The sequence below is a fragment of the Bradyrhizobium sp. UFLA05-108 genome, from assembly GCF_059803455.1.
The window spans coordinates 1-13,232 of record NZ_JBANAZ010000031.1 but is presented as its reverse complement, the minus strand read 5'-3'; the positions used below and the strand labels follow the sequence as shown (position 1 = coordinate 13,232).

Sequence of the window (13,232 nt, the reverse complement as noted above, 5' to 3'; positions counted from 1 at the left end):
CTCAGCGCGCTCGTTTCGACGAAGGGACGCCCTATTCCGTCCGGATCGGCGCGTCCTTCAGGCCGTTGGCGTCATAGGCTCTGCGCAAGGTGCCATTGACGAGCGCATCGGTCATGAACTTGGTGACGAACGCCAGCGCCTGCGAATGGCCGAGTGGCACGGCGACCGCAGTGACCGTCTTCTTGAAGGTCTCGTCCAGCACGCGCGTGCCGGGAATCTTTTGCGCCATCTTGTTGAGCTGGTCGCGCGACAGCGCGAAGGCGTCGATCTCACCGTTCTTCAGGAGTTCGAAGATTTCGTCATAGGTCTGATAGCCCGTCACCTTCGCAGCCTTTAGATGCGCGACGGCGCCGCGCATCGTGGTCGTGGCGTTGACGGCGGCAACCTTGATGCCGGGCTGGTCGAGCGTCGCAAAATTGGTCACGCCCGATCCCGGCTTGACGATGTATGTGGCGTCGGCGACCTCGTAGATCGGCCCGAACGCCATCTTGGTCTCACGTTCGGGATCCTTCGGCAGGAACGTGACATCCCAGCTCCCCCTCGCGGCCGTGTCGGTGATCTGTCCGGAATTGTTGTGCACCACATATTCGACTGACACGCCGAGCTCGCCCGCCATCGCCTTGCCGAGGTCGACGGGCACGCCGGCGAAGCCTGCTTCAGTCCTGGTCGACCAGAACGCGCCGCCGGCCGGGCTGATCGCGATGGCGACGCGCAATTTGCCGCTCGGCGCAATTTCAGCCCTGAGATCCTCCGCCATCGCCGGCACCGCCATCATCGCCGCGAGCGCGAGACCGGCGCAGGCCGGCCAGATCGAGATTGGCATGTCATGTGTCTCCCCGTCCGCTCGTCCGTCATCCGTACCCCGTCGAAATTGTGATCGATCGTGCGCCCGGTGAAAAGCGGATTTGCCGTAATCACAGACAAAACTGTCACATGCCGCGCCGCTCTTCGCAGTGCAAGACCATCGCGCCGCCATGGCTATGGTGTTCCACGGCCCCCCGTTTGTTGCTATCAAATCGCGAGGCGGCCTGCCGCAGGCATACAACAGACGGGGAACACCGCAATGACGCGCGCGAATCTCGCTTGTCCCGCACGGCACGATCAACAGCCTGGACAGATCGGGCGGCTCCTCGCCGCAATGACCGTCGTCGTCGCACTTGCGGGGTGCGATCAGAAGAACGTCTACGCGCCGCCGCCGCCGCCCAAGGTGGATGTCGCAGTGCCCGTGCAGCGCGCAGTGACGCGCTATGTCGAGGCCACCGGCAACACTGCGCCGATCAAGAGCGTAGATCTCGTGGCCCGCGTGCAGGGCTTTTTGCAAACGATCGACTATCAGGACGGCACCTTCGTGAAACAGGGCACCCAGCTCTTCACGATCGAGCCGGAAACCTACAAGCTGAAGGTCGAACAGGCGCAGGCCGCCGAGGTCGGCGCGCAGGCCACGCTCAAGCAGGCCGAAGCCGACTTCAAGCGGCAGACCGAGCTCGTGCAGCGCCAGGCGGTCTCACAATCGACCCTCGACACGTCGACATCCACCCGTGACAACGCCCAAGCCAGTCTCCAGCAGGCCCAGGTCAACACGAGGCTCGCCGAGGTCAATTACGGCTACACAAAGGTCTCGGCGCCTTTCGACGGCATCGTCAGCGCGCACCTGGTCTCGATCGGCGAGCTCGTCGGCGTCTCCTCCCCGACGCAGCTCGCGACCATTGTCGCGCTGGACCCGATCTGGGTGAACTTCACGGTCAATGAGCAGGACGTCCTACGCATCCGCGCCGAAGCAGCCCGCCGCGGAATGACCGTCGCCGACCTCAAGCAGTTGCCGGTCGAGGTCGGCCTGCAAACCGAGACCGGCTATCCGCATGAGGGCCACCTCGATTATGTCTCGCCCACCCTCAACTCGTCGACCGGCACGCTCGCGGTGCGCGGCCTCATTCCCAATGACAAGCGGGTTTTGCTGCCCGGCTATTTCGTCCGCGTCCGCGTGCCCTTCGACCAGGACAAGAATGCGCTTCTTGTCCCCGACACAGCCCTTGGCAGCGACCAGGGCGGCCGCTATCTGCTGGTGGTCAACAACGAGAACACGGTCGAGCAGCGCAAGGTGCAAATTGGTCAGGTCGACAACGGCCTGCGCGTGATCGAGAACGGCCTGAAGCCGGACGACCGTGTCGTGATCGCAGGCTTGTTGCGGGTGATCCCGGGCCAGAAGATCGATCCGCAGCTGACGAAGATCGAGCAGCCACAGGCGTCTGCCAAGTAGGAGCTGCCGGCCATGATCTCAAAATTCTTCATCGAGCGGCCGGTCCTCTCGAACGTCATCGCGCTTCTGATGATCCTGATCGGCGGCGTCGCTCTGTTCAACCTCGCAATCGCGCAATATCCGGACGTGGTACCGCCCACGGTGCAGGTCACCACGCGCTATCCCGGCGCCAGCGCGAAAACCGTGATCGACACGGTCGCGCTGCCGATCGAGCAGCAGGTCAACGGTGTCGAGGACATGCTCTATATGCAGTCCTACAGCGGCTCCGACGGCACCTACACGTTGACCGTGACCTTCAAGATCGGCACCGACCTCAACTTCGCGCAAGTGCTGGTGCAGAACCGCGTCTCCAGCGCTTTGTCGCAACTCCCGCAATCGGTGCAGAACCAGGGCGTGACCGTGCAGAAACGGTCGACCTCGATCCTGCTGTTCGTAACGCTGACCTCGCCGGACTCCAGGTTCGACAGCCTTTATTTGAGCAACTACGCCACCATCAACATCCGCGACGAGCTCTCGCGCCTGCCCGGCGTTGGCAACGTCACGGTATTCGGCGCCGGCCAGTATTCGATGCGGGTGTGGCTGGATCCCAACAAGCTGCTGGCCCGCGATCTGGTGCCGCAGGACGTCATCAACGCGATCCAGCAGCAGAGCCAACAGGTGTCGGCCGGCCAGGTCGGCGCGCCGCCGACGCCGCCGGGTCAGGCGTTCCAGTACACTCTCAACGTCAACGGACGCCTCGACGACACCACGCAGTTCGAGAACATCATCGTCAAGACCGGCACCAGCGGCGACGTCACGCGCGTGCGCGACGTCGGCTGGGTCGAGCTGGGCGCGCAGACCTACAGCCAGATATTCTCGCTCAACAAGCAGCCCGCCACCGGCATCGGCGTGTTCCAGTCGCCCGGCGCCAATGCGCTGCAGGTCGAGCAGGCCGTCGAAAAGAAGATGGCGGAACTCGCCAAGCGATTTCCGGAAGGCATCAAATACGACACGCCGTTCGACACCACCAAATTCGTGCAGGCCTCGGTGCATGAGGTCTACATGACCCTGATCGAGGCGGGTCTCCTGGTCCTGGTCGTGATCCTGGTGTTCCTGCAGGATTGGCGCGCGATGCTGGTGCCGGCGACGACGGTGCCGGTGACCATCATTGGCGCGTTCGCCGCCATGGCCGCGCTCGGCTTCACCATCAACATGTCGACGCTGTTTGCGATCGTGCTCGCGATCGGCATCGTGGTCGACGACGCCATCGTCGTTGTGGAAGGCGCCGCCCACAACATCGAGCAGGGCATGAACGGTCACGACGCCGCGATCCGGGCGATGGACCAGCTGTTCGCGCCGATCGTCGGAATTACTCTTGTGCTGATCTCGGTGTTCCTGCCGGCCTCGTTCCTCGCAGGACTCACGGGTCGCATCTATTCGCAATTCGCGCTGGTGATCGCCGCGACCGCGCTGCTCAGCGCCATCAACGCGGCGACGCTGAAGCCGACGCAGTGCGCGCTGTGGCTGCGGCCGACCGTGCCGCCGGAGCAGCGCAACTTCTTCTACCGCGGCTTCAACGCCGTCTATAACCGCGTCGAGCGGGGTTATACGCGGCTGATCGGCGCCCTCGTCAGGAACGCCACGGTCTCGGTCGCGATTGCATTGGTCCTGATCGCGATCGGCGGCTACGGCCTCTCACGGGTGCCGACCGGCTTCCTGCCGATCGAGGACCAGGGCTATCTGATCGCCGCCGTGCAGCTACCCGACGGCGCTTCTCTCGAGCGAACCCAGAAGGTGCTCGACAAGGCCAGCGAGCTTATCAAGGACACGCCGGGCGTCCAGCAGGTCATCACCATTGCCGGCATTTCCGCGCTCGACAACAGCGCGAGCCTCGCGAATGCCGGCGTCGCCTACATCATCCTGAAGGACTGGGATGCGCGGGGCAAAGGCGAGGATCTGCGTTCGCTGGTGTACGGCCTGAACGACAGGGTCGCGACCATCATGGAGGCACGCACGCTGGTGCTGCCGCCGCCGCCGATTCAGGGCATCGGCAACGCCGCCGGCTTCTCGATGCAGGTCGAGCTGCGCGACGGCAACAGCGATTTCGCAAAGCTCCAGGCGATCACGAGCGCGATGGTCTCTAACGCCCAGAGCCAGAGTGCGCTCCAGCGCGTCTCGTCCTCGTTCCGCTCGTCGGTGCCGCAATTCAACGTCGAGATCGACCGCATCAAGACCCAGACGCTGCATGTGACGACGGACCAGGTATTCTCGGCGCTGTCGACCTATCTCGGCTCATCCTACGTCAACCAGTTCAACAAGTTCGGCCGCGTGTTCCAGGTCTATACCCAGGCCGATCCGGCGTTCCGCGTCACCGAGCGCGACATCGCCAACATGCAGGTTCGCAACTCGAACGGCGACATGATCCCGATCGGCACCGTCGCCACGATCACGCCGGCCACGGGTCCGTCGCTGATCAGCCTCTACAATCTCTATCCCTCCTCGACCATCGTCGGCCTGCCGGCGCAGGGGTACTCGTCCGGCGAATCCCTGCAATTGATGAAGGAGATCGCGGACAAGACGCTGCCGCCCGGCACCGGCTTCGAATGGACCGCGATGTCCTATCAGGAGAAGGCCGTCTCCAACCAGATCTACTGGGTGTTCGGCCTCGCCATGCTGCTGGTCTATCTCGTGCTCGCAGGCCAGTACGAAAGCTGGTACGCACCGATCTCGGTGATCCTCGCGGTGCCGCTGTCGCTGATCGGGCCGATGCTGGTGCTCAATGGCCTCAACATCGACAACAACCTCTATTGCCAGATCGGCCTGATCCTCCTCATCGCGCTGTCGGCCAAGAACGCCATCCTGATCGTCGAGGTCGGGCTGGAGTTGCACGTCCGCGACGGCAAACCGTTGCTGGAGTCCGCGATCGAAGCGGCACGCGCCCGCTTCCGGCCGATCCTGATGACGTCGTTCGCCTTCATCCTCGGCGTCGTGCCGCTGGTGCTCGCAACCGGCGCCGGCGCCAGCGCCCGCAAGTCGATCGGCATCACCGTGTTCTCAGGGATGCTCGCCTCGACCTGCCTCGCCGTGTTGTTCGTGCCTGCCTTCTTCGTGGTGGTGCAGCGTTTCGAGAACTGGCGTGCGTCGAAGAAGACAGCGCCGGTGGCGAAGCCGGCCGTCGAGGCGAAATCCTAAGCGCTCCCCTCTCTCCGACGAGGGAGGAGCAAAAATGTCGAAAACAACCCCATGCAAAGTAGCTGACGACGCCGGCACGAAAATTTCGTATTTTACGAAATAACTTGACGCGTCGGGCAAATCAGGTGCATACAGTCATGATCGCAACGCCTGCGTTAGGACGGATACCGGGCGGCCGAGCTGATCCTGTGCCCTGGTACGTGCCCTCAGACTTGGTGCAGTTGGCTGATGTCTGCTAACGAGCGGGCGTGCGAACAAGGCTATCGACGATGCCAGAGCCCTCATCTACGAGCTGTTGACCGCTCATCCAGATATCGCTGCCCGAGATCTTCTTACGCATCATGGCAAGCCAGACCTCGCTAACGCCGCGGATGCCGATGTCGTTACGGAAGAACTCGTCGGTGGCATGCGTCTCGATCGACTTGACCATTTCCGAGAAGAAAGCATTCTCGACGCTGCCGAACTCCCGTTGCTTCATGCTTTCCCTGGCACTGCTCTGTAAGCTGGCCTGGTGAAACATGAAGTAGGCTTCGGGATCGGCCATCCGGCTGGCGCCAGCGAGAAAAATCGGAACGCACATCGAGGCACAGACGCCGGCTTTCTGGACGAGCGTATCGATCGCACGATCGCGGGCGCGGATCGCGGCGACGACTTTGCGTCCATGCTCGATCGAGCCGCCCGGCGAGTTGAGGACGAGCACGAGCCGGCGTCGATCGGCCTTGTAACGATCAAGGGCCGCAGCGACACGCTCGCTCATCGGCTCCTGCACCGGCCCGCTCCAGCCGAGCAGGACGCGGTCCGTCTCCTCGCTGATGGACAGGGTCTGTCGAGACGCCACGTCGCCGGAGCCGGAAGGCAATTGGAAATAGCCCCAAAACAGCAAAATGCCGCAGATGGCGCCAAGAACTTTGAGCAATGACACGGCCTACGCACTCGATCTGCAAAGGGAGTGGATGAATCCGGGATGTTCTTCAGAAACCTTACGGATACAATGAACGGTGCTTTCGAAATGATCGGCGAGGTGACGCTCGCGGTCAGACGTCGGTCATCATGACCTGACCGCTTTCCCGAGAAGCGAGAGCGCGACGAAGGCCATCAGAGCCAATATGCCCGCCGAGACAACAAACGACAGCGTACGGTTCCAGAGCTTTGCTTCCGCGGCGTAGAAGATCGAGACCGCCGTGCGGTCGGTCGTTGAGCGCACCGGCACGAGCGCCTCCCCGCCACCGCCTGAGAAGAGCATGTAGAAACCAACATCGATCGGCGCTTGATCAGGCTTGGCGACAGATTTGATCTTGGCCGTGCAGAAGGTGATCACGAAGTTTGTTCGCTTGCACTTACCCTCCATAGCCTGCAAGTCATACGCTGGCTGCCAGGTTCCGGCCAGGCGATGGTCGCGCACGATGTCCGGACCATAGCTGACAAACAGCCCGTAAAGCCCCCCGCAACAAGCGAGAAACAGGATGAGCCAGCGAAGCGGGCCGCCTGTCGCCTGAGCCGCGTCGGTGCCGGCCGAGCTTCGTGCAGCAGCCATGTCGACGTTAAGAGCTTGTGCACCGGCACCAACTCCGGATTGACGCTTGCCGAACGACATTGTGGTTACTCCTGACACTGAAGTCGCCTGCTACCTAAGGATGAACCCCATAAGACTTCGCTAAGAAGTATCGACGAATTATCAGGATGCAGACATCGTTAACGCTGGCGGCCGTGCCCCTGTCGACGCGACGGAACGGAGATTTTCGTATTTTCCGACACAATTTGACGCGTCGCGGCAAATCAGGTGCATGATGTCATTGTCGCAACACGTGGGGACGACCTAGCCAGCCCTGTTGGGCCTCTGGCTCTCATGACCTGCAGACGGCTCTCGGACGAATGTGGTGACGTCAGGTGTTGTCCATGGCGGACGAGAGAGAGGATGTGGCCATGTCGACGCGATTGAGCCCAAGCCGTCGTTCCGTTGCGACCCAATTCCCCATCGCTCATTTGATGTGACGGTTCGCGAGACCCTAGGCGATCGGCATACCAACGCCACACACAAATGTCATTGCTTGCTGGCGGCCGATGCCGACATCGTGGAGGCTTGAAGGCTCTGCTGCCAATACGACTCGATCTGCTGGATCAACGCGGCCGGCAGGGGAACGTAGTTGAGCATTTCGGCCTGGGACTTGCCGCTTTCCAGAGACCAGCGAACGAAGTCGATGGTGGTTGTCGACCTCTCCGGCGATTTTGGCTGCTTGTGCATCAACACGAATGTCGTGGCCGTGATGGGGTATGCATCTTCCCCGGGAGCATTGGTGAGAACGAGATAGAAATCTTTCGCCGTCGTCCAGGCTGCGCTCGAGGCTGCTGCCTGGAATGATTTGGCGTTGGGGCTGACGAAGTTGCCGGCGCTGTTCTGGACCACGCCGAAGGAAATCCTGTCGAGCCGCTGCAGCGCGTAGGAATATTCAAGGTAGCCGATCGAGCCGGGGACCAGACTGACGAGCGAGGCGACGCCATCATTGCCTTTTCCGCCCAGCCCGAGCGGCCACTCGACCGAGGTACCCTCGCCTACGCTTGCCTTCCATTGCGCGCTGATCTTCGAGAGATAGTTCGACCAGTTGAACGTCGTCCCGGATCCATCGATGCGATGGACGACGGTGATCGGCTTGGCCGGCAGCTTCAGATCGGGGTTGACCGCCTGAATGGCTGGATCATCCCATGATCTCAGCCTGCCGAGGTAGATGTCCGCCAGCATCTGGCCCGTGAAGCGAATCTGGCCCGGCTTCACGCCCTCGATATTGACAACCGGGACGACGCCCCCGATCACGATCGGAAATTGCATCATGTCGAGCTTCTGCAACTCTTTCGGGTCAAGCGGCATATCGGTCGCGCCGAAATCGACGGCTTCCTTCTTGATCAAGCCGACGCCAATGCTCGAGCCCACCGCCTGATAACTGACGGTATTGCCGGTCGTTGCCTTGTAGGCGTCGATCCATTTCGCCATCACGGGCGAAACGAAAGTGGAGCCCGCACCCCTGGTCTCGGCGGCCAGGCTCTGGGTCGCAACGACAAGGGCGATGAAGATGATCGGTAGCCTGAGATGCGCCATCATGGACTCAACCCTATCAAGTCGAGCAGAGCAGCAGGTGTGGCCTATGTCACAAAAATGTAACAAAAACGAAATGTCGGCGCCAGCCAATTTCGCACTTCGCTTTGGCTCCCAAAGTATCCCGCTTGTGAGTGGCCAAGCGTGGACCAAGGCGGGTAACCGCGACCTGCAAGGCGCAGAGATGAAGTGCTAGGCTTTCTCCGCGGGAGTCCGGCGTGCCTCGCCGCTCGACACCAGGAGCACCGAAACCTTCGACTGCCTGAGCACCGCATCAGCGACGCCTCCAAAGGAGAGATGATCGGCCTGGATGCGGTCGACGCCCATGACCACGAGATCGACATCGGTGGTGTCGATCTCACGGAGGATCGCCGCCTCCGGCGCGCGGTTCACGCGCAACGTCGTCGTGATGTCGACGTCGTAACGAGCGGCGAGATCGCTTGTGTCCTTGAGGATGCCCTCCTCCTTGGTCAGTCCGCGGGACGTACCACGCTGCGCGCCCTTGTCCCGGGTCGTCGCCACATAGACGACGCGGAGCGAGCCTGATCCCGCCTGCGCCAGCGCGACCGCAACTTCCGCGCCGCGCTTGGAGACGCCGCTGCCGGAGACCGGAACGAGAATGTTGAATGCGTCGGGCATCGGTTGCTTCAAGTGCTTGCCTTTGGCCGCCACGATCGCAAGCGGCCCTTCGAACTCCGCTGCGACATCCTCGACCTTCCTGTCGAAACGATCCTTGGTCGCGGTAACCTTGTCGACGCCCACGACCAGGAGGTCAAATCCCTTCCGCGCTTCGTCGGCGATCGCTTCGCCCAGCTCCGCCCGCCGGGTTCGCGTGATGACGTCGACGTGGCCGCCCTCTCCGCCGCCAATGCCGGCGACAGCTTCGGCGGCTCTCTTCACCACGGCTTCGTGACTCTCCCCTTCGCTGACTCCCTTTTCTTGTTCCTTCGCTCGTCGGCCAATTTGCAGCACCGTGATCGGCAGGCCACGCATGCCGGCGACCAGGCCCGCGATGTGGGCGGCAAAGGTAGCGTTGACGCTTTCGTCGACGGCCAGCAGGGGCCGCTCGAGATTGGCGACAAAACCGCGCTTCTCGAACTCCTCGCGCTCGAGCCGCTCCTTCTCCTCCCTGCTCATCGGCAGCTTCGACAGTGCCACGCGCAGCATCGGCGGCATTGCCATTGTCGTCACGATCGCCATCGTCACGATCATCGTGAACAAGTTCTGGCTGAGCACGCCGATGGAAAGGCCGATGGTCGCGATGATGACCTCGGTCGAGCCGCGCGCGTTCATCCCGCTCGCGAGCGCCAGCGATTCCCGGTAGCTCAGACCGCCTATGGTCCCGCCGACGAAGGCGCCGCCGAACTTGCCGACACTCGCGATCAGGACGAGCAGGCCGGTGAGCATCAGGAGATGGGGATCGCGGAGCACCGTGAGATCTGCGCTGAGCCCGGCGAGACCGAAGAACACCGGCATGAAAAAGCTCGAGATCAATCCGCGCAGGCGCTCGTCGATCTGCCGGGTCAGGATCGGAGACTCCCCAACCAGGATGCCGGCGACGAAGGCGCCGAGCACGGTGTGCACGCCGATGAGATGCGTGATCAGCGCCATGGTACCCATCAGCAGCAGGATCACGGTAATGACCGGCGCGGTGCTGACGAGGGTATCGTTGGCCCAGCGGATAAGGTGGAACACCAGCCGCCGGCCGACGGTGAAGCTGACGGCGAGGAAGGCCAGCGTACCGATCACGGCCTTGGCGACGGAAGCGACATCGAGCGTGCCTTGCGATGCGAGGCTGAAGATGACGGCGATGATGATCCAGCCGATCGTGTCGTCGATGACTGCGGTCGCGACGATGATCTGGCCGACATTGCGGCGCATGAAATTCATCTCGCGCACGACCACAGCCACGATCTTCACCGACGAGATCGACAGCGCCGTACCCATGAAGAGCGAGGCCACCAGCCGCGCTTGCGGATTGGGCAGGAGCGCATCGGGCAGGAATTCTCCGAGCGCGAAGCCGCAGGCGAAGGGAACGATGATGCCGGCAATCGAGATCGCGATGGCTGCCTTGCCAATCTTCCTGACCAGCTTGAGGTCGGTCTCCATGCCGGTCAGCAGCAACAAAAGCAGGATGCCGAACTGGGCGATGCCATCGATCATCGCCTTCTGCTCGGGCGTCTTCGGAAACACCGCCTGCTGCGCCTCGGGCCAGATCCAGCCGAACAGTGACGGCCCGAGCAGGATGCCGGCAAGCAATTCGCCGATCACCGAAGGCTGCCCGACGCGCTGCATGATCTCGCCGAGGCCGCGGCCCACGGCGATCAGGACCACGATCTGCGCCACCAGGAGAAATTCAGACGGACCTGTGGATTTGCCGCCCTCGGCGCCGGCCGCAATGGTCGTGAGGACAAGCGCCGCGGGAACGAAGCCGACCGGTCGGAGCAGGCTCCACTGCATGCAGATATCGTTTCCCCTTCGGTTGATCCAGCGCGGTGCCGGCGACTAGGGGTAGAACCCGCGGGAGGCGGAGCGAGTTCCCGCCTCCGGTGGACATGATCCGTCACGCCGGCTGCGGCGTCCTGATCTCGCGCGGCAGGATGATCGCAGCCGCGATGGCGAGCAGGCAGAGCGCGGCGAAGGCCCGCAGCATGGTGACGAAGCCGCCCTGCTCGTAAAGCCAGGCGACCAGGCCGACAGAGGCGCCGGCCGCGGTGAAGCCGACGAAATAGCGCACCGCATAGGCGCGCGAGCGCCATTCCTCGGTGGTGTATTTGCCGACCATGGCGTCGTTGACCGTGACCTGCCCGAACGCGCCCATGACGATGCCGATCGAGACCACGATCAGCGGCAGGTTGGACAGGCTCGCCGCCAGATACAGGAACGGCGCCAGCATGAAGGACAGCGGCAGCGCCACCGTCTTCAGCGAATAATGATCGAGCAGCCGGCCGATCGTGTACTGCGTCATCGCGCCGAACACGTAGACACAGGCGGCGATCACCCCCAACAGCGCCGGGCTCCTGGTGAGATCCGCGAGCCGTTCGGCGAACAGCTTTGGCAGCGCCACCGTCACAGCATTGAAGGTCGTCGAGATCGCGATCACGACGATCAGCAGTGCAAGGACCACGCGCCACATGTCCTGCTTTGCAACGCGCGCCTGCGCCGCCGCCTGCTTGCTGCCCTTGCGATCCTCATGCACGACTGTCATGGCGAAGGCGATGCCGATCAGCATCGTGACGACGCCTGGAACGATGAAGGCAAAACGCCAGCCGAGATATTGCCCGATCACGCCAGTGACCAAGGCGGACGATGCAACGCCGAGATTGCCCCAGACGCCGTTCAGCCCCATCTCGCGGCCGAGCCTGTCGGCATAGGACACGATCATCGCGGTGCCGACGGGATGGTAGATCGAGGCGAAGATGCCGATCGCGAGCAGCGCCGCGCCAAGCTCGACCTGCGTCTGCACGAAGCCGACCGAGATCATCGAGACGCCGATGCCGATGAAGAAGATCACCATCATGTGGCGGCGGCTCCAACGGTCGCCCAGCCAACCAGTCAGCAGCGATCCCGCGCCGAAGGCGATGAAACCCGGTGTCGCGTAAGGCAGCAGCTCCGAATAGGCCATGCCGAGCGCCGGCCCCATGATGATCACGGCGGCGGCGAAGATCAGCATCGCATAGTGATCGATGAAATGGGCGGCGTTGACGAAACCGATCACCCGGCCGGGGTTGTTCATGACGTGCGAATCCTCTCCTGTCCCGAAATGGGTTATATGTCGGAGTCATGACGGGATGCTGCCAATGACTGTCGTCGAAACGCCAATCAAGGAAGTGCACGGAAATCACCGCTCGACCGCCGGCGTGCACCTCGTCGCGCGCGACTACCCCAAGGGCCTGCGGCTCGACCCGCACATGCACCGCGAGGCGCAGCTCGTCTATGCCGCGAAAGGCACGATGCAGGTAACCACGCCCAAGGGCCGCTGGCTGGTGCCGCCGGACCGCGCGGTCTGGGTGCCGGCCCATCTCGAACACGCCATCGACGTGCTCGCCGACATCGAGATGCGCACCCTCTATTTCGACCTGCCCTGGCTGAAACGCGAGCAGCGCGCCAAGGGGCTCGGCAAGGAGTTCGTGGTGCGGGTGTCGCCGCTCCTGCACCAGGCGATCCTGGCGCTCTTTGATTCTCGCAATGCGCCCGAGCGCACGGAGCTGCTGGTTCGCCTGGTGATGCTGGAACTGCACCAGGCCGAGGATTCCGCGACCTTCGTGCCGCTGCCGCGGGAGCCCCGCTGCCGACGCGCCGCCCTGATCGTGCTGGATGATCCGACCGGGAGCTACGAGATCGAGACGCTCGCGCACGAGGTCGGAACCTCCGCGCGCACGTTGTCCCGGCTGTTCTCCTCCGAGACGCAGCTCAGCTTCAAGAGCTGGTGCCAGCGCGCCCGCATCGCGGCCGCGATCGAAAGACTGTCGACCGATGCTGAAGTCTCGGTCAAGCAGCTCGCCTCGCAGCTCGGCTATGCCAGCGTGCCTGCCTTCTCGGCAGCCTTCCGCCAGGTGACGGGACGCACGCCGACGGAATTTGCGCGGAAGGAATAACCTCACCCTCGCAGTCATTGCCCGCGATAGCTTTCGCGGGCAATCCAGATGCTATGGGGTAAGCGGCGACTGGGGTAAGCGGCGGTGAGGGTGTGGACACCCCTCGAACGCCGTGATC

General features: G+C 62.9%; 9 protein-coding genes. 3 read left to right on the top strand and 6 right to left on the bottom strand.

Translation table 11 applies throughout. The features are described 5' to 3' along the window. Positions 1-31 precede the first annotated feature (31 nt). Positions 32-823, bottom strand: coding sequence for a transporter substrate-binding domain-containing protein (locus tag SO140_RS22565; RefSeq protein ID WP_449383127.1), 792 nt, complete (start codon positions 821-823; stop codon positions 32-34). Positions 824-1,063: 240 nt separating this feature from the next. On the opposite strand from SO140_RS22565, the gene SO140_RS22560 reads away from it, so the two are divergent. Together SO140_RS22560 and SO140_RS22555 are read left to right on the top strand one after the other, a co-directional pair. Next, on the top strand, positions 1,064-2,257 hold the full coding sequence (locus SO140_RS22560; protein WP_449383128.1) for an efflux RND transporter periplasmic adaptor subunit: 1,194 nt from the start codon (positions 1,064-1,066) through the stop codon (positions 2,255-2,257). Between the two features lie 12 nt (positions 2,258-2,269). Then, entirely contained in the window at positions 2,270-5,428 is a 3,159-nt protein-coding gene (locus tag SO140_RS22555; RefSeq protein WP_474801303.1) for an efflux RND transporter permease subunit, read from the top strand. Positions 5,429-5,663: 235 nt separating this feature from the next. On the opposite strand, the gene SO140_RS22550 is transcribed toward SO140_RS22555, so the two are convergent. From SO140_RS22550 to SO140_RS22530, 5 genes are all read right to left on the bottom strand, one after another. Next, the gene (locus SO140_RS22550) at positions 5,664-6,350 is read right to left on the bottom strand and encodes an ATP-dependent Clp protease proteolytic subunit (protein ID WP_449383130.1); all 687 of its coding nucleotides are present in this window, start codon (positions 6,348-6,350) and stop codon (positions 5,664-5,666) included. A gap of 126 nt (positions 6,351-6,476) precedes the next feature. Next, positions 6,477-7,022, bottom strand: a complete 546-nt coding sequence (locus SO140_RS22545; protein WP_449383131.1) for a hypothetical protein — start codon at positions 7,020-7,022, stop codon at positions 6,477-6,479. A gap of 447 nt (positions 7,023-7,469) precedes the next feature. Next, entirely contained in the window at positions 7,470-8,522 is a 1,053-nt protein-coding gene (gene pstS / locus SO140_RS22540; RefSeq protein WP_449383132.1) for a phosphate ABC transporter substrate-binding protein PstS, read from the bottom strand. Positions 8,523-8,708: 186 nt separating this feature from the next. Next, entirely contained in the window at positions 8,709-10,976 is a 2,268-nt protein-coding gene (locus tag SO140_RS22535) for a cation:proton antiporter domain-containing protein (RefSeq protein WP_449383133.1), read from the bottom strand. Between the two features lie 103 nt (positions 10,977-11,079). After that, positions 11,080-12,252: an MFS transporter gene (locus SO140_RS22530; protein WP_449383134.1), complete on the bottom strand. Its 1,173-nt coding sequence runs from the start codon at positions 12,250-12,252 to the stop codon at positions 11,080-11,082. Positions 12,253-12,316: 64 nt separating this feature from the next. Here SO140_RS22530 and SO140_RS22525 point away from each other — a divergent pair, with 64 nt between their 5' ends. Then, positions 12,317-13,114 (top strand): AraC family transcriptional regulator, encoded by a 798-nt coding sequence (locus SO140_RS22525; RefSeq protein WP_449383135.1) that lies wholly within the window; start codon positions 12,317-12,319, stop codon positions 13,112-13,114. Positions 13,115-13,232 lie beyond the last annotated feature (118 nt).